Below are 19,102 nucleotides of genomic sequence, written 5' to 3'. Positions count from 1 at the left end.
ATCACTCCATCTCTTGTTTTAACTTATCCATCTTATTTTGAATCTCAGCTGCAAGTTTTGCTCGATATTTACTTGGCTTAGTATTTTTCTGTTTAATTAAAAGCGAGCGAATCTCTTTGCCAGAATAGAAAATAGTTGTTTTCTTGTGGCAATGTTCGCATTCAGCATATTCATGAATAATTTCGTTTTCCATCCATGTTTTGCCAGTGATTAAATGAGTTAACTGACCACATTTCCCACACTCAAATAATTGATCTGACACTATTCATCATCTCCTAACATCGATCTAGCAGAATTTTCTTCTTGTGTTGAATAATCAAGATCAAGACTCTCAGCTCTAATCTCGTAAATGATTTTCATCGCTTCTTTTTCTGTCGCTCCAGTCAGTTTTTGAATAGCTGACAATTTGGACGAAAGACCAGCAGTAACCAGTTTAGAGTAATAATCTGCTTTAGCATCTTGTGATTGGAAAACACCATCATCAAAATCAATATTTACTCCAACATCTGTTTTACCAGAGTAAAGCTTGTAGGCTTTAGCCAATTCGAAAATAGTAGTAATGAGTTCTTTCAACGCTTCTTCAACGATCAAAACATTATCAGAACGAGTAGAGAACGTCTCAGAGTTCTCACTGATGATTTCTGTTGCCGTTTTGACTGATTGGCCGTCAAATGAGAACGTACCCGAACTAAATCCAGTCTGAAGTTCGATAATACGAAGAATAAAGTTGATGCTGTCGATGAACTCTTTTGATCGTAATGAAGGAGAAAACTCATCGATAAATGGTTCGTCAGATTTCAAATGTTGAAAAACTCCAGTTTTGCTATCGAAGCGACGTGTAGGATTACCTTTTTCGTCATAACGAACTTTAAAGAAATGATCAGAAGCAAGAATTTTACGTTTGGCTTCCTCAATTTCCCACATGAATTCATCGTACTTTTCATTAATATCAATCAATTGCCGTTTTGCATTATCGATCACGCCTAAACTAAGCGGGCTATTCAAATCAATATTGTTCTTTCCGGCTAACTTAATGTAGACGAATAGTGGACGACTAAAGCCCTTCATAGCAACTTCTTCTTGCAAAGACGCATATTTATCAAGCGCAGACAATGCTACTTTAACGCCAACTTGGCTCTGTTCTTCTGAACGATACAACTCATTTCTAATAAAGTACGTTCCGTTCTCCCACTCATGAAATTCAAGCAACGTATAATAGATTGTCTTTTGACCTTCTGTTTGCTGCGTAACCGTGGCAATTGCCGCTTCTGATATATCATTGGTGTTTGATTGCAACGGGTAAAAGGTGTCCGCTCGACAATAAGAAATGCGAATCTTATTAGTATTCGTATCAACATAAGGCCGCAAAGCTAAGCCGCCGATAGCATACCCAGCCTCCAGCTCTTCACCGAAATTTTTCCGAAACTTGTTATCAGAAAAAACTTCTTGTAAGAACTTGTCTGCAGTTTTATCATCCACACTAATATCGCAACCATCATTAAAGACGAGCTTAGAAAGCTTTCTTGAAACGACTTTAGACACATTCAGTGAATGAAACGGGCGTTTCATCTCATGGCCGTCGCTATTTGTATAAGTAACATCTCCAAAAGTATTTCTGTAAATCCGTTTGTTTTCTCGAATTCGCATCAATTCATTCGCGTTTGTAGATATTTTAGGATGATCAGTAATATCATTTAACGTTTGTACGACTCCCACTTTCGCACCTCCAATTCTCAATAGATTTTTCAATTTCTCAAACATGAATTCACCTCTTTCTTTTAGGCGATATAAGTCTTGTAAAAATAATTGTTGCCGTAACGCGCTTCATCAAGCGCATGATTGTATTTGTCGATTGGTAGTCCGTTATCGTTACGAACATACATAGATAATTCTTTTTCGAAATTGTAGTGATCAAATTTATCGTTTGTATCTAGTAATAAGAATTGTTTACTTTGTATCGTATTTTGCAGTCGCTCAATACCGACTTCAATCTTCATTCCATTGCTAGATACTTTGTCAGAGCTATTGTTGTCAGCTTTTTCTGTTCCGACACCAATCAATTCAAGCTCTGTTCTAAGCGTTTTACAAGCTGGATCGACAAAGAACCAATTCCAATGCGGAAGTTCTTTCCACTTGTCATAACACCACGTCACAAATTGTTTGATCTCTTTAGCATAAATAGACATAGCTTTAGTAACTCCGGTGTCTGATCCGCTGTGATAATAGTTAGCAAGACGGTACAAATAAAACTTACCCTCATAATTCGTTACCAACCAGAAAGCACAAGTAGTTGCATCCGACTGTCCGCCATCCGCTGTAAAGAACGTTTCTATCACTCGGCCTTTTATTAATTCGACCTTATTGTCTTTCCCAAACATTGAGTAGATAACACCTTGTGGTAGCACGCGTTTACCGTACCAGTCACGATCCAGTAAATACTCACTACTAGACAACTCGTCATACAGTTGTTGCTTTCGATCAGCAGACAAAATGGGATTGTCATCAGGAGTCCAATGTCTAAATAAAAAACGTCCCGATTTCTCGAAACGTTCTAACAGTTCTAAATTGGGATGGTTGGGAGCCGGCGGATTTTGTTCGCCTAGATGATAGCGCCATTCTGCAGCAAACGTCCGCCTAAAGCACTCATTGATGAAATCTTTATGCAGTAGATTAAATTCAAGAAAGGTAACCGAACCTAGCGACATACCTGTAATAGCGCCTACACTATTAACTTTTCCGCCACCTTTGTAATAAATTTTCTTTTCTCCATTTGGTGCGTATAAAAGCAAATGATCCCCATGTTCATCATGCCGAATATCAGAACATCCATCAAATATATGGGCTAAGCCGAGACCGTCGCCATCCATAAACATCCGATAGGCTTGTTCCTGATTATAAGCTGTGACCATATGGTTTTGGTCAGGAGAACGTAAATAGAAGTCTGCCATTTTAAAGATATCAGCAGTGGTTTTTCCGCTCCGGGGAGTTAAGTGCCCTCGTTTAATTCAAAAGTTATACCTGAAATTACTTGATTAATGTTTTGAGTTTGTTTGGTACTGAATTTTAACAAGGTCTATCACCCTCTCTCCTAAAACAAAAAAGATCACAGATATGTGACCTTATAACCTAATCTCGATTTATTTCGACCTTTCAAAACATTTCTTAAAGTCTTTTCGTTACACTCTACGTTTGACGCTGCTTCAGCGATGCTGTCGAAAGCTGCATCTATTCCTAGCTTTTTATTTACTACTCTTATAGGACGTTTCTTGTCCTCAGCGAAGCCTCTGAGTCTCTCTACTTGCTCTGGTGTCAGTTTCTGAAGACCTGTTTTGTAAGCATGTAACTGATTTTCAGATTGTGTGACCCACTCTAGATTATTAACGTTATTATTATACGTATCTCCATCTTTGTGGTTAACATACGCTTTCGATTCGATTTCCTCTAGAAAATACTTAGCGACCAGCCTGTGTATTAAGAAAAACTTCTGTTTATCGGTGCCATTTCTTAGTCCGATTTCTTTATAATTACGCCTAGTGACTCTCTGTTTCATTATTTTGCCTCTTGAATTTCTAATGTTCCCCAAGCTGCTCACTTCATAGTTAGGGTAATCTGTTATTCTTTTCCACATTTCCATATAATCACCTCGTGATTATATTTTACCACAACTTCGGGAACTATTCATTATTATACGGAACTAAACATCAGCTTGACCACTTCCATCACCTCCAGACTTAACGTCTAGAAGCGATTGTAACAACTCATTAACTTTTCCGCTTTGAGTTAATTTATCAGCTTTATTCTTAGCAAGTGCGGCTTCTGCTGTAGCCTTGTCTGCTTGAGCTTGTAATAATCGTTCTTTACCTTCACGATCAATTGGATAACGTTTAAGTATCTCTTTCAAAGCGGTGGTTCGTTGATTTATGTCCGGCTTTTTATCCTCGATAGTGATTACACCGTCAGAAGTACCTATATACATTGTCTCTTCCATTTCGCCACGAGCAATAGTAGTTAACAGTTCCATAGCTTCAGAAGCCTGCATAATTCGCTTCGATGCCATTTCTTCAAGAACGCCGTTAATATAGGATTTAATACTAGGTTTTGCTAGGTTTTCTGTACCTTGTGGATTAGGCTTTTTATACCCCGCCAGCCTTGCCGCTTCCGTTGCATTGCCTAATCGAATATATTCATCTGCAAAACGATGTTGTTTTTCTGTTAGTTTAGCCATCCATATTCCACCACCTCGCTATCTGTGTTTGTTTTGTAAAAAAAGACTTCTAAGAAAAATTAAACTCTAATTGTTTTCGTTCTCTTTTCTAATGTACTGTAAGCGTTATTATGATATATTTTTTCTACGATTGGTAATTAAAATTTGTTTTATTAGGCCGCTGCGGAAACAGCGGTCTATTTTTGTGTTCTCTATTATCTAGTCACCAGCCCGTTACTCTTGCCAAATAAACGTTTGATCCGATCTAGCACTTGTTTCATGTTCTACTTCTCCTTCTAGGCCATCAAAAATGTATGTTTTCGGCCATAATAAAAAGACCACTCGATGAGTGATCTCGATTATGTATTGTCAGCAGAGGCGGTTTGGATTGTCCTTCCCCGCTTACTGACCGATAAGGCTATGACGAGATAGCCAATGTTTAAACGTTTCAGAATAAATCCTTCCACGCCCAACGTTCCAACACGTTGTTTCAGTTGCTTGAAGTGACATAACAATAGACGGCACGAGACATTTAGAAGAAAGGAGTTTTCACTTCCAATCTTTTTTATTTTTTTGGTGTGCCGTCATCAAGAACGCTAAGATTGTAGAAATCAAGAAGGGAGCTGTTCACCTCCTTTTTTTCTAGGTTATTTGTGAGTAGCCTAGAATTTTTGCGCTCTCGTTTATAAAAACAGCTGATTCAGATGCTCTTTTTTCAATCCGTAAAAACGGTTGTCCTGTTTAAAATGTTCGTCTGATCAGCTGTAGATATACTATTTGATAGTATTATATTAACAGCGATTTAAGTGTTAAAACCGCCAACAATCCCGCAAAAAACCGCCAAAATATTTATTAACGATATGCGATTAACCTACCTTTTTTATATGCGTCCGCGAATTCGATCAACGCTTCTGACATGAGTCTTTCAACGCTACGCTCAGAGTAGCCGATTTCACGCCCAATCTTATAATTGGAATAGGTGTCGGGAGTACAGTAGCGATAATAGAGCACTTGACGACTAGTAATCCCTAAAGCCATGAGAGCGGCTAAGATAGCGTCTCTTTCACCTTCCGCTTCCATAAACTGAATCATTCCGTCCTCTACTTTATTCCCCCATCGATCCCCTTTTGGCATATCAGACATGATTGGAGATTTAATATCTATATTTGATTTACCAGCTATCCGATTCCATTTACGATATTTTTTAAGAATTTCTCTTGCATTACATTTTGTTTGGTAAAAATCGACTTCTCTTAATAGCGCTATCATGCCACCCGCTCCTTATGCTATAATGTTATTGTCTAGATAACCTATAGCACTGAGCGAAAGCTTGGTGTTTTTTTTATGAATATGTTAAATTCTAAGTAATCTAGCGGAAACTAGATATTGGTCAATGTTGGGTAGCCGGTGGTCGGCTACCTTTTTCTATACAATTGCGTCGGTTAGTTTGCGACCATCATTTTTGAGGGTCACAAATCATTCCGCTTCTAACATTTCAATGATTTCATTCATTTTTTCAATTGCCTCATCGATTTGTATTGTAATAAACGATTCGCCACCGACAGCATTAAACTCACGATGATACACTAGTTCGAGCAACACATTGACTATTCTGATATCTTCTAGTGTTTCAACATCACTCTTCAGCATTTGCAATTCCCCATTCCGCAAAGGCAGCGAGGACTTGTGCTAGTTCTCTGTCATTCAACTTCTTAAATGCTATTTCTTCTTTTTTATAAGAAAATCCAGCACTGTATAGTTTGTTTAATTCGAATATAGCATTCCGAAAGTCAGAATCATCAAGCGTGTACTCCTTCAACCACTCCAACACGATCTGCTGGTCAGGGTTGAGTTCCGATCGCAAAGGCTCATAATTGGTTAACATTACAAAAGGAGTTGTGCCAGGTATCTTATCAATCGAATACGATTCACATTTTCCTATTGGCTTATCATTGTTATAGACTAAACTCATTCTCACACCTACACTTTCTCGACTGCGCCACCTATTAATGACGTCTGTTGTTTTGCTTCTTTATAGCTTTTGAAATGACATGCTAGTTCTTTTTTGGGCGTAATTTCTACTGTCTCAATTTGTCCTGTTTCTAATGGACTCTTTAGATACATAGTGCTATAACAAACTATCCACTTCGGCTCTTCCTCAACCTCGTAGCCGTCTAGCATACGTACAAGTGTCTCAATCGGTTTGCCATTTTTATTATCAAACCATTTACCAAACTCACTATTGTCGCTCGCATAGTCCTCAAACATATAGTCTAGAATCGCTCGATCTAGAACGTACTTATTAGTTTCGAACCACTCCGCCACAAACGCCGGCACTTTGACTTTCTGTGGTTCGTCTAAATCCTCGATCATAGAAATTAATTCCTCTTTTTTAATTAAAATGAAACGGTGATTTCCCAACCATTCGTTTTGATCTTTAATATGATTAATCAATTCTTGTTTATTCATTTCATACCTCTTTTCTTACGTGATAGACTGAGTTAGCGTAGTTACTTACACTTTTTCCATCGAAAAATATCCCAGCAACGTCCCATTTTTTACTAACTGAAATTTTCGATCTCTTCCATCAACATCATTCATATATATTCCCTCTAAAAGCATTTTGAACTGATATTTAAGTCTTAGTTGCGTCGCCTCATTTTCTGACACGTAAGATACTTTTTCGGGTTTCCCTAGTAATGTTTCAGTTACTTTAATCATTTTATTTCCTCCAATAACTCTGGGTTTTCGTAGATGTTGCCAAGGACTTCTGCGTATTTAGCGGATATAACTAGCCCGCTTTTTTCCGCACCTTTACTTGTTAAATTTGAACTAATGACTCTAGTTCCCCAACTGTCATCCTTCCAAATCACTTGTTTTATAGTCTCTTCATACTCTCCTGTTCCAGTCGCTCCAAGATTGGTGTAAATCCCAGAAGTGCATTTAAGTATATCCCCTTCGAAAATCTCAACAACATTTTTGTCTTTCAGTCCTGTGGATTGCATAATTTTATAGTCATCCGGACTCATTTCGGCATGTGTTAACAAACTCCCCGCTGATCCATGTTTCATTTTATTGAACTGTTTCACCGAGCCACCAAACGGTGTGTACCACGCTCTAAATTTCGGTATCATTCGCCGTCCTCCTCAGTAGTGGAAATTGTAAGAGTGTTGATTTTAGCTCCTATCAACTGCTGTAAAACAAGCTCCGCATTATCTACAAGTATTCCATCACGCTTGATTGATGTCCCTTGAATCCTACCTAATGGTATTTCGCTTACCGTCACAGGAAGAGGAATAGACAGTTTCATTTCCTTTGCTAGTTGAAAGAGCCTTTGCGCCTCACTGTGATTACGAACGAGAATGTAGTTTCCTGATAAGGCTGATTCTTTTATAAGGTCCAGTGTTTTACCTGACCGTCTTCCACGAGCTATGACTTTCATTCGCCGTCCTCCTTATACACATATTGAAAAAATAAAACTTGTGATAATGATATTGATTCTTCTAGCATGTTCATTAACTCTTGAATTTCGTCAATATCTACACCTTGTTGCTGAAAACAACTCAGCTTTTCATTCAAACTGTTTATTTCTTCAACTATCTCTGTTTGAGACATTTTTTCCATTCAAATCATCCTTTCAAAAGTTCTGTAATTGCTGTCCGTTAATGTAGGTTCCATTGATTAGCCATGGCTTCGGCAATCCCCTGGAAAGTTCTACTTCTCTCTTTCCATCTATTCTCACTAGGCGGCATACGATGAACCCTGCTTTCTCTACCATCAACAATGTTAGTTGGTTCTAGCAATGGCAAATTCTTTAACCATAAACAAGTTGCTTTAGTTTCTCCGTGTCCGAATTGCCAAGGTTGAATGATTTGATCAGGCTTTTTAATCTTGCTTGAAATGACTGATATTGGATTCTCGATTGCGATTCTTTCAACAGGTAAATCCATCAACCATCGAACGAATTCTAATGCCTCGGCTTGCTCTTGTTGCTTATCTTTAAACCACCTAGCGCCACTGACCGCTAAATGGGTACATGGCGGATGACAGATAGCCAAATCGAATTGCTTAAAATAGTCTCTTCCAAGACTTTGTACGTCTCCAATCATATGAGGACCTGGCGCTTCACTTTCAAGTAAATCGAAAGACACCGCCTCATGACCTTTTTTTATAAAGGAATCTCGGACGATTCCTGAAAATTCACATATTACAGCTACTTTCATAAATATTTTCCTTTCAAAAAAACTACTTGATAGCGCCAGTTTGCGGAGCTTAAATTTCCATAGTATCCCAGATTTTTTTCAATAATCGAAAATATCCATCTTTGTCTAGTTCCATTTCTTTTGCCAATTCAATTGAATATGCGCTTAAAACTGCTAACACGTCAGTATTTCCAGCTTCTGTATATGCATGAAGCTCCCCATCGATAACCTCTATTACTATTTTGTGGTTTTTATTTCTTTGATCCATAAATTCCTCCTTAATTGTTCAGTTTCCTCACATCATATTTTTAAGCGATATACCGATCATGAATCTGCTTGAAGTCCATACCGCTCACATCAATATACCCTTGCGTAGTGCTGATGCTGCTGTGTCCCAAGAAAATCCGCACATTATTGATTTCCATGCCCTGTTTAATCGCAAAAGTTGCAGCCGTCCTTCTAAATTTATGAGGATGAGCGTATGCAACACTCGCACGCTTAGCGATTTCTTTGATCATCTTTTGAATTCCATTCGCAGTCATACCAGTTCCGACTCCATGCAAGCCACAAATTATCGGGCCAAGCATGTGCGGTTTCAGTTTCAAGTAATTATCTACGGCAACTTTTGCGCGGGCATTTACGAAAACTCTCCGCTCTTTATTGCCTTTACCGATCACGGTTATTGATCCTGATTGTTGATCGTAGTTTTCCATAGCTAACAAAGTTAGTTCAGTCACTCGGCATCCAGTTGAAAGCAATAATTCAAAGACCGCTTTTTCTTTAGGTTTCACACACGCGTTTCTCATTAATTCAACCTCAATTGGTGTAAAGGCCTTTTTGAGTCGCTTCTCAACTTTGATTGTTTCAACGCGTCGGCCAGGATCTTTAGGGATGTATTCCTCTTCAAACAGCCAGCGGAAAAAACGGCAGATACAACCGCGCTCTCTATCCAAAGTAGCCGTGCATAGATGATCGTTCATTTCTCGGTGAGCGATATAGAGTCGTATATCGTTTGTAGTTACGTCTTTAAAAGCAACTCGGACCCAACGATTAAACTTGTCTATTGTCCTCATCGCTAGTTCTACAGTTCCTTTTGACAGCCCTCGTAATTTCATCGATACAAAATACTGTTTATATGCTGCTAAGTCTGATGACTCATCATAAATGATCACGTCTCGACGCTCTTCTTCTAATCGGACTTTATCTAAATTGATTGTTAAAATGATTTTTAGTTTTCTAAGTTGCTTTGCTTCAAGTTCTGGCTCCATGTTCCGAATTACAGAATTTACAAACTGTTCTTTCATCTCCATGAGTACCACCCTTTCACAGTTACCTATTCAATTTTTGTTACTTTTCCCTTTTTCACGCTGATCCGATGATTCCACCTTTTCAGCTCTTTGTAATCAACTTCGTGCCAGTTAACAATCTCAAACGATGCTGTATTTCTATATTCGTTTATCAATTTTCCAACGATTGGTTGATAAAATCTGTCTCTATCCTCAATTTTGTAAAAAGCATCATTGTTAAATTTCGGTCGCTTTGGCTTTAACCAGTTTTTCATTTCTTCAAACTTATCATTTTTCGGCTTTTTATTCCGTTTTTTAGCAGCACAGCTTTTGCAACTAGTCAATTTCCAAATGTTATCATTTTTAACTACTCGCTCTCTCCCACATGAGCACCGAGCAATCCACTCTCTAGGATTTTCGGTAGGCCCGATAATCGTGTATTGTCCATAAACTTCACCGGTTCGATCTCTTTTTTTATGTTGTGCTATTTCCATTCCTAAACCTCTTCTCACTTCAAGTCTTCTAAGATATTTCTGCGGTAGTCGATAATCCCTGTCGCCTGATCTACCTCATATTGCTCTAATCGTGCGATAGGAATCGATTTACGCTTGATTGTTAGCATTTCTTGTTCAATGCTCAAATAGTCGTCAATATCGACCAGAAACACTCTCCTAGCATTTTCAAGAGCAACTAGCAGAAATGCACAAGCCCCGTCTTTTTTAAAATCTTTTAAAAAGCTTTTTGATGTGGCTTAACTGTAACGACCTTGCCTGACCCAAACGGAAAATTTGTCTTGTTAGCGGTCAATTTGCAGTCAAAGGCAATCGGTGTGCCGTCTAAATGTCCGATAAAGTCACATCCTGTTTTCGTGTCTCTAACGATGATCTGGCGGCCGCCTTGCCTGATTGTTTTCGTGCCGTTCGGAATCTTTTCGACAACCCCAAATCCTTTGACACGATAGAATTGATTCACGCTCTCAATATGTTTTTCAAACTGACTCCAAGGCTTCATGCCCCTATCCCACCGATCAAACGTTTGTCCTTTGTTGCTTTCATTGATACGACAAAGCCTTTTGAGTTTTGCAATATTCTTGATAAAATTCGTTCTCCATATGCTTCTTGGAGCTCTTTAGCCGTTAGATTAGTTGTTACAACAGTTGCCATATTTTGACGAGCTTCCAACAACCCGGTAAGCGTATCGTTGTTATATCGCGAACTATCAGATGTCTTGTTTCCACCTAGCTCGGCTCCAATATCATCGATGATAACTAGGTCAGCTGTTTTTAACTCCGCCATAAGAGCACCTTGTATTTGTCTTTGTGCTTCTTTGTCGTTCATCGCGAATCTCAATTGATCTAATAACTCGCGATAGTTAACATACAGCACGTCTCTATCATAATTTGATCGTTCTAAAACATCCCATGCTATAGACATCGCTAAGTGGCTTTTACCCGTGCCTGATTTCCCAGTAAACACAACATGAACTGGTTCGCCTAAAATAAATTCATTCACTGCTCTTTTAGCGATCTCTAGCGCGTTCTTAGTCTCCTGGTCTGTCACCATGTAACCTTTCAGTCGCTTCTCAAACAGTGTTTTATCCGGCACGATAGAGCTATGTTTGAAGTAATTTAACGCACGCTTTTTCAAACTTTCGTTATACATCACTCGAGTATCATAATCTTGCTTTCTCTTAAGCTCTTTGTGTCCACAAATCATGCAAGTCGGCCCGCAGCGATCTTCGCCACTAGGTAGCTTTTCACGCCATTGGTACATCTCAGCTCCACAATCTGGGCAACTGCCAACAGTAATGAATACTCGGTCAATGATTTTTTGCATCGCTTGTCCTAAACTTTCCATGCGCTACCTCCTACCAGCCCAAATTGCCGTATTCACTTGAGCCTGTATTTTCTAATTTTTTGCCGCCGGATTTATTTTTCTTTTGATTTTCGATATCTTCTTTGGTGTACGCAGCATTGTTATCCCAATTTCTCAAAACACCGTCAACATAATTCCAAAAACGACGGTTATTTCCAGAAGCTACTTTAACGCCCATAATCATCCAATCATCAATTTGGGAGTCCTTGAGTCCTTTTCCCCTTAGGTTCTTTATCCATCCACTGATGTCTGTTGCCATCGGTTCAGAATACGGATTCCCAAAATGATTTGTTTCCAAGAATTCAAAAACGCCGAAAACATAGTTGTTTGTTTTACTTTTATTTACTTTAGTTTTATTTACTTTACTTTGTTCATTATCGCCCTCATTAATTCCACTTGAGCTGTAGTTATTGCCGTCATTAACTACAGTTGAACTAGGGTTACTGTCATCATTAACTAAAAACTCTTTTTTAACTTCGACACCTTTTCTTTTTGTAGTTGCTTCAAAGTATCTTTTTTGAATCCCATTTGAAGTTAAAATTTTGTATTGTTCATATTTTTGGTGGTCAAAGAATTTTGATTGAATTGCTTTTGCTACAACCTCTTCAACTAAGCCCTCTTTCGCCCCAACTTCGTCAGCAACTAAGAACACTGTATCTTCATCCCACCCAATGTAATACCCATTTTCACGGTAAATATTACCCAGCAGGCAAAGTAGTATCTCGATAGATTGTGGTCCGCAAGCTTTTCTTATCTTTCTTACTTTGATATCTTTTAAAAAATTAACGTCTAAGGAGAAATAATCAATGCCTTGTTTTGTTGGTCTAGCCATCAAATTCCCTCCTACAAATCATTCATATTGATAAAACCAGTGATTCGTTTGTGTCCTCTACAGTAATCGCATTGACCACATTGAGTTGGTTCTTCTTGTCCCATCTTCACTCGATGGATATGATCAATGTTTTCTTCTAATCTCGATAGTTCTGATTGCATCTTCGATTCGTCTAAAGTAATTAAACCAACGTCACTAGGTGTCTGTTTGCTAACTGCTGCAATGAATGGAACGAACTGTTTATTGTACTGTTGCTCTAACAACTCTCGATAGACAGCCATTTGAAGCGCATATCCGTAACGTTCGATGAAGTTAGCTCTAGGGCCCCAATAAATGTCATACTTCTTTTCATGTATATCTTTTGTTGTCTTGATATCAACAAAGTAACCATCATTTAGATTTAAACAATCAATCTTGCCTTTCCATTCGATTCCAAATAATTCACCAGTCACAATGACTTCCTTATCTCCTCGATAAATCTGATTGAATGCGGGTTCCTGTTTTAGTCGATCAATCATTTGTTCTGCGATTTGAAAGTCTTTTAAAAGTCCGAATGGTTTGCGACTGGAGAACATTTTTTCTTTGTTTTCATCTTTGAAGGTTTTGTGAGCTTTTTTTGATTCGTAATAAGAATGGACGTAATTTCCAACTAACAAAGGTTTCTTATCTCTATCTGCTTGCCATTCACCTTTTAATTCAGCAAGCGTTGCTGCTTCACACGTTAAAAAACTTTTGTATTGGCTGACTGACATGTACTGCCAGTCAGCCTCATTTGAATAATAGTTTTCATCAGAAAGGATAATTGTCTTCTCCGTCATCAATCGGAGTCACGTCCTCTCTATCAAAGTTATGAGTATTTGGATCAGGATAATTTAGATCAAGCTCTTCTTGCTCAATGTCTTTGTCTAGTTCTTTATCCGCTTCTTCAAGATCAATTTCATTGATAAACTCTTGAACTGGTTTTTTGATAGTTGATTGTTTAAATAGCTTATCTTCTATCGCTTTCGTCTTTTCTGGTTCAGGAGCAATGTCCTTAGATGTTGTTGCATGATTTAATGGTTGTTTATCATCTTCCGTGTACATGGCGCCTAACGTTTCAGGAAAGGCTTCTCGCAAAGCATTAACGATTGCAGTTTTTCGAATCATCGTATTTGGCATATTTTTCCAAGTTGCTTGACCTTTAGAGAATTCTTCTAATGCTACTTGAGATTCAATCGGCATCTTACGATCTTTTCGATAAACCTTCGCCCAGCCACCGATCAACTTGTCTTTAGGAAGCTTAATACCACCAGATAGTTCCTTGATGTCGTCTCCACGTTGGACCACAATACCAGCTTCAAATCCATCATATTGTGGGTGATTTTCTGCTCGCTTCATAAATGCTTCTTTAGAAACAATTATTTGAGCTGGTTGAGAGCCGAACTTAACTAGATATGCTTCATTTAGAAAAGGATTTAGTTTTTGATATTTAGCAAGTTGTAGAAACATCACCAACTCTTGATCAGTAACTTTACCGTTACCAGAAACGAGGTACTGTTTAACCATGTTTCCTGTTAACTTGACTTCCTCGCCGTTCGCTTCATATTCAATCGGTTTTTCTAAAATTTCATTACTCACGCTCTAACGCCCCCTCTAATTTCTTTTGAAGATATTCTTTGCCTTCTATGGCGAAGCTATAGTCTTGATACTCGATACCGATGTCATCAATCAGATCAACATAGTTGTCGATCGTAACGTATTTAGCGAAAGTAACTTTTAGTAATCGATCACCGCATATCTCTTTTTTGGAAAAAACAACTTTCATGACTAGGTCTTCTGGGTGAACTTCTGAACCTAAATCATCAAACATATAGTCATACTCTGAATCGATATTATTTGATTCGGTAATATTGATAAACACGCCGTTGCTGGTGTCTTCCATAGCTCGATCATAAATAAACATTGTTAACTCCTCCTGTATTTGATAGAATGAGGTCAAATAGATTAACCTTTTGAGTCTTACTTTTGCTTGCCGGCTAGTAAGTCTCTTTTTTTGTGTCTTCATTTTCTACCCTGTGTTTCTGAGAGATAAATGACAGAACATTTACAATCGCTACACCAGTAACTAAAACTACTACTTCAAAAAGATTGGTTTGTGACATTTTTAAAAGAAAAAGCAAAATCAACAATCCAATCGCTGTGTCTCTAACATAATTTTTCATGCTCGTACCTCCAATTTTTCAAAAATTGACTCATTACTTAATAAATCAACACTGTCAACATTTAACGCTGTTGCCAATTTAACGACCGTTTCAAGCTTCACTTTTTCTTTTCCTTGCCAATCATTTTTAATTCTGCTAATTACTGCAGTTGATACTCCACTTTTTTGGGATAAATCAGTAATTTTTATCGGCTTATTGAAGCCCATGCAAAGATATAAATTGCGTGATAATCTTCGAGCTAATTCATTCATCTGTTTTTCTGAATCAACCATTATCATTCATCCTTTCCGAAATAACCCGCTGCTTGCCAATCTCTCATAAAGGTGTCAAACAAATCCATAATTGAAATATTTTGTATATCGCATAACGCATTTAAATATTGAATGTTTGCGAATACCGCCTCAGCTTGTTCCTTAGAAAATTTAAGCAGTAAATCAAAGTCCTTTGAATCTAACTTTTGCACTCGTTTCAAAAGAACACGTTGAGCGATTGCTTTAGCTTCATCCCTCTCGTTCTCTTCTAACTCTCTCAGATCATCCGATGCCGAAAGGTCTCTTCTATAAAGATCACCATCCATAGGTCTAAATACACCGAAGAATTGATAGATAATGCTCATAGTCAATTCTGAATCGTTGGCGAATTCAGATAATCGAACGCCATTTTCAGGAGTCACATTTGCAGGTTTATCCTTTGTCCAATCAGTCGGCGTTTGCCGTGAAACTCCTAGAGCTTTTGAAATTTCTTTTTTGCTTATCTCGCTTTTAACAAGCCAGTTAATAATTGGCCGTCTTAATACTTGTGATACTACATTCATCTAATTTCCTTCCTTTCTTCTGAATACACAATCTGTATTTCAGATTGGCTTATTGAGATACTGTAAGCAAAGCTTGAATCATTAAGCGAAAGCTGCCTCATATAATTCACGCTGTAGCTATTTTTGAACTTCTTCTACTAGACGATCAAGCTGTTCATCGTTCGCACATTTAATGATTCTTTTTAGATTTGGTCTTGCATCTATTACTAATTCAATTTTTTCTTGCTTAGTCATTAGATCACCTCCTTCGAACCATTGTCATATGGCAACGTATCACTAAAAATAAAAAGCTTATCAAAATCTTTTTCTGAGAAATTAAAAGCTTTAAGTATTTTAGGAATCAGTTCACCGCCAACTCCGCGATCTCCATTCATAATACGATAGATGGTTGAAGGCGCAACGTTCATTTTTTTCGCTAATGAATATGGGTCAAAATCATTGTCTTGCATTAATTTTTCAAATATATCTTGTTTGAGTAAAATCTTCACTTTTACCACCTCCGTTGCCTTATGACAATAATATACCATTTAAATTGTCTTAAGGCAACACTTTTTGTTGCCAATTTGCAATTTTTCTTTGTGATTATTGCCAGATGGCTATATTATAAATAATAAGAAGGGGGGATTTTTATGGAATTTGGTGAAAAACTTCGAGAATTGCGTAATTCTAAAGGCTATGGCGTGAATCAATTGGCTTTAAAATCCGGTGTGAGCGCATCTCAGATTTCACGATTTGAGAATGGAACCCGAAAAGACCCTACTTTAGATACTGTAAAAAAACTTTCTAAAGCACTCGGGGTGTCTATTTCGTATTTTGATGATGAAACCGATGATCATAACATTCAAACAGTTGCAGCTCATATAGATGAGGATGCTTCTGAAGAAGACATGAAAGATATCCTCTCATTTATTGATTACATTAAAAACAGAGATCATGGTAAGTAGGTGTAATATTTGAATAATGTTGAGAAGTTAATGGCAAGGTTTCCAAGTCTCGAATATAGGTTTGAGAATAAAATGCCCGAAAAGCAAAAAGGCTTGTATATAGACAACGTTATATATTTAAATCCTAGCCAATCATCAAGTGAGCTTACTTCTACTGTTGCAGAAGAAATCGCCCATCACTTGACGAGCTACGGCGATATTATTGATCAAGATACAAATGAAAAGCGAAAGCAAGAGCAAAAAGCACGTGATATCGGATCAACACTTATTGTTAGTCCGGAAGATTTCATAGCTTGTTATTACGAACGATTCACCTATATGTGGGAATCAGCCGAGTTTTTGGGAATTACGACAGAAGCCCTAAAAGATGCTGTAAAGACCTACTCAAAGATGTATCCAGAAGGCATGTCGTATAAAAATTACAGAATCATTTTTAGAGCAAACGGTACAGTAGGAGTATTTGAATGGTTTCGATAGTCTTTTGAGAAGATAGGGGTTTTCTGTATAGGGTAATCCAACAAATAAAATGTAATTTTAGGAGGAGTTAAAAATGGATATGTTGGCAAGTTTAGTTTTTATTGCAGGCTGTGTGGGGACGTGGTATTTCATAAAAAAAAGGCCTAATAAAAAAAACAGAAATATTTCGATAGGCTTAATTGTATTATCATTATTAATTATTGGAGTTTTCTCACCTAATGACGAAACAGATAAAGATAGCAAGGATGCTAATTCAGCGACAGAACAAAACACTAAAGAGAGTTCGCTTTCCTCTTCAGAAATTCAAGAATCTAAATCAAAAGAGGAATCTGAAGAAAAATTACGTATTGAGCAATCTCAATCCAGAGAAGCAGAACAACAAAGAGTCAAGGAAAGTAAGGAAGCAGAAAAAGCAGCAAAAAAACAAGAGGAAGAACAAAAGTATGCTGAAACAAATGCTCTAATTGACCAGGATTTAAAACTTAATCAAGGATGGGCAATGGGAACAATCGATGGAAATGGTAACCTTACTTCAGCTGGTACCCCTAATCCTGACTATACTAATTGGATGTACGTTCAATCTATCAAATATGACGGTTCTGATATTGATATGCAGGTCACCGCTGATTTTCAAACTTTATCAGAGTCAGACAAAGATAGTTTAGCTAGTTCAGCTCAAGGAATAGTAATGAGTAATGAAGCTTTGGATACTAGACCACATATCTATGTATACAATGGTGAAAATTCGTATGGTGGTTCAAGAATACTTTCTGCTAACGAATTTAAATGGAATTAAGATCAGCCTTCGGGCTTTTCTTTTCACGCCAAAAAGAACATACGTTTGATTTTATATCTAAAAATCAGAATGGAGTATGAAAATAATGCGAATTAATAGGCTTTATGGACTCTATTCCTGATTTAATACTAAATAATCAGAAAGGACAATTGATTATGGCAGAACCGAAAATGATCGAAAAGGGTAAATGGAGACTTCGGTTTAGGTATAAGGACCCAATCACAAATACTTGGGAAAGCAAGATGCTTACAGGCCCTACAAAAAAAGCAGTTAAAGAAGCTGAAATTGAGTTTTTAAGTAAAGTTTCTCGTGGTGAATCTGTCCACCAAACTAACCTACTCGATTTTTTTGATGAATATGTAGATACTTTTAAACGAGGAAAAGTATCGAATAGAACTTTAAGAAGATATTTACTGACAAGAAAAAATCTTCAACAGTTCTTTGGCGATCAGCAGACCCTTTTGGGTGTTACAAAATTAAGCTATCAAAAGTTTTTGAATTGGTTAGGCAGCGAAGGTGGGATCAAAGGCGACGCTCTATCTACCACAACAGTTAAAAATAGACATGAAATCTGTAAAGCCGTCTTTCTTGAAGCTGTTGATATGAGGTATATCCATTCTAATCCAGCTAGAAACGCTAAGCTAACAGGTGTCGAACCCGAACATGATAAAAATATCACGATTAGTTACGAGGAGACAAAGAAATTCAGAGCTACACTTCTAGCTCGCCCTGACACTATTAGTAAATATTTTGTCTTGGCGCAGCTCTACACTGGATGCCGATATCAAGAGATTGCAGCCTTGTTTTGGTCTGACTTAGATGAAAAACACGGAGTAATTAAAATTCAGCGGGCTTATCAAAATGATGAAGAAGATCGAGGTCTTGGCGATACTAAAACTCCAAGTGGTATTCGAGACGTCGATGTCCCCTACTCTCTATTTATGGAGCTCAAAAAACATAAGAGAATTCAAAATGAACGTGTCATTTTAGGAAAAGTTAAAAATCCAAGAAACTTAATTTTTGTGAACGAGCAAAACACATGGCCAATTTCTAACGATGCAGTAAATGATTATATTGAAGAGACTTGCAAACTTGCCGGTCTTCCTAGGATAACTTCTCACGCTTTTAGACATGCAAGAGCTGACGCCATGATTTTAGCCGAAGCTGATCCAATATATATAAAAAACCAACTTGGCCATAAAAATATTTCACAATCTTATGAGTATGCATCTGCGACCAAAGATAATAGGAATAAGAACAAAAAGAAGGTCTTCGATTACATGAAAGACATCCTCTAAAAATACGATTTTTATACTTTTTGTGTAATTTTTGTGTAATCAAAAAAATAAGAACGTTAGAAACCCTTATATATCAAGGGTTCAACGTTCTTTAAGGAAGCGGGTGACGGGCTTCTAAGCCGTTTTATAGGAAGATAAAACCAATATGCAAAGCATAACACACATCTTCTATGA

At 37.5% G+C, this 19,102-nt stretch carries 31 protein-coding genes and 1 pseudogene; 4 read left to right on the top strand and 28 right to left on the bottom strand.

The annotated features are described in order from the left end of the window. Position 1 precedes the first annotated feature (1 nt). The 28 genes and pseudogenes from FFM67_RS10670 to FFM67_RS10545 form a co-directional block, all read right to left on the bottom strand. Complete coding sequence (locus FFM67_RS10670) at positions 2-262, bottom strand: hypothetical protein (protein ID WP_137614545.1); 261 nt, start codon at positions 260-262, stop codon at positions 2-4. Further along, positions 262-1,761 (bottom strand): phage portal protein, encoded by a 1,500-nt coding sequence (locus tag FFM67_RS10665; RefSeq protein WP_137614544.1) that lies wholly within the window; start codon positions 1,759-1,761, stop codon positions 262-264. Before FFM67_RS10665 ends, FFM67_RS10670 begins: the two co-directional genes overlap by 1 nt. A gap of 17 nt (positions 1,762-1,778) precedes the next feature. Further along, positions 1,779-3,070: pseudogene (locus tag FFM67_RS10660) on the bottom strand (PBSX family phage terminase large subunit). Positions 3,071-3,103: 33 nt separating this feature from the next. Beyond that, entirely contained in the window at positions 3,104-3,634 is a 531-nt protein-coding gene (locus FFM67_RS10655; RefSeq protein ID WP_137614543.1) for an NUMOD4 motif-containing HNH endonuclease, read from the bottom strand. Between the two features lie 60 nt (positions 3,635-3,694). After that, a complete protein-coding gene (locus tag FFM67_RS10650; protein WP_137614542.1) occupies positions 3,695-4,225 on the bottom strand; it encodes a terminase small subunit in 531 nt (176 codons plus the stop codon). Positions 4,226-5,056: 831 nt separating this feature from the next. Further along, positions 5,057-5,473: an ArpU family phage packaging/lysis transcriptional regulator gene (locus FFM67_RS10645; protein WP_137614541.1), complete on the bottom strand. Its 417-nt coding sequence runs from the start codon at positions 5,471-5,473 to the stop codon at positions 5,057-5,059. A 207-nt stretch (positions 5,474-5,680) separates the two neighbouring features. After that, a complete protein-coding gene (locus FFM67_RS12295; protein WP_170178027.1) occupies positions 5,681-5,854 on the bottom strand; it encodes a hypothetical protein in 174 nt (57 codons plus the stop codon). After that, complete coding sequence (locus tag FFM67_RS10640) at positions 5,841-6,176, bottom strand: hypothetical protein (RefSeq protein WP_137614540.1); 336 nt, start codon at positions 6,174-6,176, stop codon at positions 5,841-5,843. Before FFM67_RS10640 ends, FFM67_RS12295 begins: the two co-directional genes overlap by 14 nt. A gap of 8 nt (positions 6,177-6,184) precedes the next feature. Next, on the bottom strand, positions 6,185-6,673 hold the full coding sequence (locus FFM67_RS10635; RefSeq protein WP_137614539.1) for a DUF1642 domain-containing protein: 489 nt from the start codon (positions 6,671-6,673) through the stop codon (positions 6,185-6,187). A gap of 45 nt (positions 6,674-6,718) precedes the next feature. Further along, positions 6,719-6,925 (bottom strand): hypothetical protein, encoded by a 207-nt coding sequence (locus FFM67_RS10630; RefSeq protein ID WP_137614538.1) that lies wholly within the window; start codon positions 6,923-6,925, stop codon positions 6,719-6,721. After that, positions 6,922-7,338 (bottom strand): YopX family phage-derived protein, encoded by a 417-nt coding sequence (locus FFM67_RS10625; RefSeq protein ID WP_137614537.1) that lies wholly within the window; start codon positions 7,336-7,338, stop codon positions 6,922-6,924. Before FFM67_RS10625 ends, FFM67_RS10630 begins: the two co-directional genes overlap by 4 nt. Continuing rightward, positions 7,335-7,646, bottom strand: a complete 312-nt coding sequence (locus FFM67_RS10620; protein ID WP_137614536.1) for a replicase — start codon at positions 7,644-7,646, stop codon at positions 7,335-7,337. Before FFM67_RS10620 ends, FFM67_RS10625 begins: the two co-directional genes overlap by 4 nt. Further along, entirely contained in the window at positions 7,643-7,828 is a 186-nt protein-coding gene (locus tag FFM67_RS10615) for a hypothetical protein (RefSeq protein ID WP_137614535.1), read from the bottom strand. Before FFM67_RS10615 ends, FFM67_RS10620 begins: the two co-directional genes overlap by 4 nt. Before the next feature lie 38 nt (positions 7,829-7,866). Beyond that, entirely contained in the window at positions 7,867-8,427 is a 561-nt protein-coding gene (locus FFM67_RS10610; RefSeq protein WP_137614534.1) for a DNA cytosine methyltransferase, read from the bottom strand. A 49-nt stretch (positions 8,428-8,476) separates the two neighbouring features. After that, the gene (locus FFM67_RS10605; protein WP_137614533.1) at positions 8,477-8,674 is read right to left on the bottom strand and encodes a hypothetical protein; all 198 of its coding nucleotides are present in this window, start codon (positions 8,672-8,674) and stop codon (positions 8,477-8,479) included. 40 nt (positions 8,675-8,714) lie between these two features. After that, positions 8,715-9,716 (bottom strand): tyrosine-type recombinase/integrase, encoded by a 1,002-nt coding sequence (locus FFM67_RS10600; RefSeq protein ID WP_137614532.1) that lies wholly within the window; start codon positions 9,714-9,716, stop codon positions 8,715-8,717. A gap of 23 nt (positions 9,717-9,739) precedes the next feature. After that, entirely contained in the window at positions 9,740-10,186 is a 447-nt protein-coding gene (locus FFM67_RS10595) for a hypothetical protein (protein WP_137614531.1), read from the bottom strand. Between the two features lie 14 nt (positions 10,187-10,200). Then, positions 10,201-10,389 (bottom strand): hypothetical protein, encoded by a 189-nt coding sequence (locus FFM67_RS12555; RefSeq protein WP_281279108.1) that lies wholly within the window; start codon positions 10,387-10,389, stop codon positions 10,201-10,203. 32 nt (positions 10,390-10,421) lie between these two features. After that, a complete protein-coding gene (locus tag FFM67_RS12550) occupies positions 10,422-10,703 on the bottom strand; it encodes a Holliday junction resolvase RecU (RefSeq protein WP_281279107.1) in 282 nt (93 codons plus the stop codon). Continuing rightward, positions 10,700-11,548, bottom strand: coding sequence for an ATP-binding protein (locus FFM67_RS10585; protein ID WP_137614530.1), 849 nt, complete (start codon positions 11,546-11,548; stop codon positions 10,700-10,702). The genes FFM67_RS12550 and FFM67_RS10585 overlap by 4 nt, the downstream gene beginning before the upstream one ends. Before the next feature lie 10 nt (positions 11,549-11,558). After that, positions 11,559-12,398, bottom strand: a complete 840-nt coding sequence (locus FFM67_RS10580) for a Lin1244/Lin1753 domain-containing protein (RefSeq protein ID WP_137614529.1) — start codon at positions 12,396-12,398, stop codon at positions 11,559-11,561. An 11-nt stretch (positions 12,399-12,409) separates the two neighbouring features. Further along, positions 12,410-13,216, bottom strand: a complete 807-nt coding sequence (locus tag FFM67_RS10575; RefSeq protein ID WP_137614528.1) for a PD-(D/E)XK nuclease-like domain-containing protein — start codon at positions 13,214-13,216, stop codon at positions 12,410-12,412. Further along, complete coding sequence (bet, locus tag FFM67_RS10570; protein ID WP_137614527.1) at positions 13,188-14,015, bottom strand: phage recombination protein Bet; 828 nt, start codon at positions 14,013-14,015, stop codon at positions 13,188-13,190. Before bet ends, FFM67_RS10575 begins: the two co-directional genes overlap by 29 nt. Then, complete coding sequence (locus tag FFM67_RS10565) at positions 14,008-14,340, bottom strand: hypothetical protein (protein ID WP_137614526.1); 333 nt, start codon at positions 14,338-14,340, stop codon at positions 14,008-14,010. The genes bet and FFM67_RS10565 overlap by 8 nt, the downstream gene beginning before the upstream one ends. A gap of 73 nt (positions 14,341-14,413) precedes the next feature. Continuing rightward, entirely contained in the window at positions 14,414-14,599 is a 186-nt protein-coding gene (locus FFM67_RS10560; protein WP_137614525.1) for a hypothetical protein, read from the bottom strand. After that, the gene (locus tag FFM67_RS10555; protein ID WP_137614524.1) at positions 14,596-14,871 is read right to left on the bottom strand and encodes a helix-turn-helix domain-containing protein; all 276 of its coding nucleotides are present in this window, start codon (positions 14,869-14,871) and stop codon (positions 14,596-14,598) included. Before FFM67_RS10555 ends, FFM67_RS10560 begins: the two co-directional genes overlap by 4 nt. Positions 14,872-14,873: 2 nt before the next feature. Next, on the bottom strand, positions 14,874-15,413 hold the full coding sequence (locus FFM67_RS10550) for a hypothetical protein (RefSeq protein WP_137614523.1): 540 nt from the start codon (positions 15,411-15,413) through the stop codon (positions 14,874-14,876). A gap of 233 nt (positions 15,414-15,646) precedes the next feature. Then, positions 15,647-15,901 (bottom strand): helix-turn-helix domain-containing protein, encoded by a 255-nt coding sequence (locus FFM67_RS10545; RefSeq protein ID WP_137614522.1) that lies wholly within the window; start codon positions 15,899-15,901, stop codon positions 15,647-15,649. Between the two features lie 141 nt (positions 15,902-16,042). On the opposite strand from FFM67_RS10545, the gene FFM67_RS10540 reads away from it, so the two are divergent. From FFM67_RS10540 to FFM67_RS10525, 4 genes are all read left to right on the top strand, one after another. Further along, positions 16,043-16,357, top strand: coding sequence for a helix-turn-helix domain-containing protein (locus tag FFM67_RS10540; RefSeq protein ID WP_137614521.1), 315 nt, complete (start codon positions 16,043-16,045; stop codon positions 16,355-16,357). A gap of 9 nt (positions 16,358-16,366) precedes the next feature. After that, the gene (locus tag FFM67_RS10535; protein ID WP_137614520.1) at positions 16,367-16,834 is read left to right on the top strand and encodes an ImmA/IrrE family metallo-endopeptidase; all 468 of its coding nucleotides are present in this window, start codon (positions 16,367-16,369) and stop codon (positions 16,832-16,834) included. Positions 16,835-16,907: 73 nt separating this feature from the next. Further along, positions 16,908-17,630: a cell envelope integrity TolA family protein gene (locus FFM67_RS10530; RefSeq protein WP_137614519.1), complete on the top strand. Its 723-nt coding sequence runs from the start codon at positions 16,908-16,910 to the stop codon at positions 17,628-17,630. A gap of 155 nt (positions 17,631-17,785) precedes the next feature. After that, a complete protein-coding gene (locus tag FFM67_RS10525) occupies positions 17,786-18,928 on the top strand; it encodes a tyrosine-type recombinase/integrase (RefSeq protein WP_137614518.1) in 1,143 nt (380 codons plus the stop codon). The last annotated feature ends 174 nt before the right edge of the window (positions 18,929-19,102 follow it).

It is taken from the genome of Enterococcus viikkiensis (assembly GCF_005405345.1).
In the GTDB taxonomy this organism is placed as follows: Bacteria; Bacillota; Bacilli; order Lactobacillales; family Enterococcaceae; genus Enterococcus_A; species Enterococcus_A viikkiensis.
The sequence above is the reverse complement of the archived record's forward strand: the minus strand, read 5'-3'. Positions and strand labels throughout refer to the sequence as shown.

Bases quoted from the DNA above. Each gene is read 5' to 3' on its own strand.
- FFM67_RS10600 (WP_137614532.1), bottom strand. From the start codon at position 9,716: ATGGAGATGAAAGAACAGTTTGTAAATTCTGTAATTCGGAACATGGAG.
- FFM67_RS10540 (WP_137614521.1), top strand. From the start codon at position 16,043: ATGGAATTTGGTGAAAAACTTCGAGAATTGCGTAATTCTAAAGGCTAT.
- FFM67_RS10605 (WP_137614533.1), bottom strand. From the start codon at position 8,674: ATGGATCAAAGAAATAAAAACCACAAAATAGTAATAGAGGTTATCGAT.
- FFM67_RS10650 (WP_137614542.1), bottom strand. From the start codon at position 4,225: ATGGCTAAACTAACAGAAAAACAACATCGTTTTGCAGATGAATATATT.
- FFM67_RS10625 (WP_137614537.1), bottom strand. From the start codon at position 7,338: ATGATACCGAAATTTAGAGCGTGGTACACACCGTTTGGTGGCTCGGTG.
- FFM67_RS10555 (WP_137614524.1), bottom strand. From the start codon at position 14,871: ATGGTTGATTCAGAAAAACAGATGAATGAATTAGCTCGAAGATTATCA.
- FFM67_RS10645 (WP_137614541.1), bottom strand. From the start codon at position 5,473: ATGATAGCGCTATTAAGAGAAGTCGATTTTTACCAAACAAAATGTAAT.
- FFM67_RS12295 (WP_170178027.1), bottom strand. From the start codon at position 5,854: ATGCTGAAGAGTGATGTTGAAACACTAGAAGATATCAGAATAGTCAAT.
- FFM67_RS10665 (WP_137614544.1), bottom strand. From the start codon at position 1,761: ATGTTTGAGAAATTGAAAAATCTATTGAGAATTGGAGGTGCGAAAGTG.
- FFM67_RS10615 (WP_137614535.1), bottom strand. From the start codon at position 7,828: ATGGAAAAAATGTCTCAAACAGAGATAGTTGAAGAAATAAACAGTTTG.
- FFM67_RS10580 (WP_137614529.1), bottom strand. From the start codon at position 12,398: ATGGCTAGACCAACAAAACAAGGCATTGATTATTTCTCCTTAGACGTT.
- FFM67_RS10530 (WP_137614519.1), top strand. From the start codon at position 16,908: ATGGATATGTTGGCAAGTTTAGTTTTTATTGCAGGCTGTGTGGGGACG.
- FFM67_RS10585 (WP_137614530.1), bottom strand. From the start codon at position 11,548: ATGGAAAGTTTAGGACAAGCGATGCAAAAAATCATTGACCGAGTATTC.
- FFM67_RS10565 (WP_137614526.1), bottom strand. From the start codon at position 14,340: ATGTTTATTTATGATCGAGCTATGGAAGACACCAGCAACGGCGTGTTT.
- FFM67_RS10630 (WP_137614538.1), bottom strand. From the start codon at position 6,925: ATGATTAAAGTAACTGAAACATTACTAGGGAAACCCGAAAAAGTATCT.
- FFM67_RS10575 (WP_137614528.1), bottom strand. From the start codon at position 13,216: ATGACGGAGAAGACAATTATCCTTTCTGATGAAAACTATTATTCAAAT.
- FFM67_RS10620 (WP_137614536.1), bottom strand. From the start codon at position 7,646: ATGAAAGTCATAGCTCGTGGAAGACGGTCAGGTAAAACACTGGACCTT.
- FFM67_RS10610 (WP_137614534.1), bottom strand. From the start codon at position 8,427: ATGAAAGTAGCTGTAATATGTGAATTTTCAGGAATCGTCCGAGATTCC.
- FFM67_RS10640 (WP_137614540.1), bottom strand. From the start codon at position 6,176: ATGAGTTTAGTCTATAACAATGATAAGCCAATAGGAAAATGTGAATCG.
- FFM67_RS10655 (WP_137614543.1), bottom strand. From the start codon at position 3,634: ATGGAAATGTGGAAAAGAATAACAGATTACCCTAACTATGAAGTGAGC.
- FFM67_RS10635 (WP_137614539.1), bottom strand. From the start codon at position 6,673: ATGAATAAACAAGAATTGATTAATCATATTAAAGATCAAAACGAATGG.
- FFM67_RS10525 (WP_137614518.1), top strand. From the start codon at position 17,786: ATGGCAGAACCGAAAATGATCGAAAAGGGTAAATGGAGACTTCGGTTT.
- FFM67_RS10550 (WP_137614523.1), bottom strand. From the start codon at position 15,413: ATGAATGTAGTATCACAAGTATTAAGACGGCCAATTATTAACTGGCTT.
- FFM67_RS12550 (WP_281279107.1), bottom strand. From the start codon at position 10,703: ATGAAGCCTTGGAGTCAGTTTGAAAAACATATTGAGAGCGTGAATCAA.
- FFM67_RS10560 (WP_137614525.1), bottom strand. From the start codon at position 14,599: ATGAAAAATTATGTTAGAGACACAGCGATTGGATTGTTGATTTTGCTT.
- FFM67_RS10595 (WP_137614531.1), bottom strand. From the start codon at position 10,186: ATGGAAATAGCACAACATAAAAAAAGAGATCGAACCGGTGAAGTTTAT.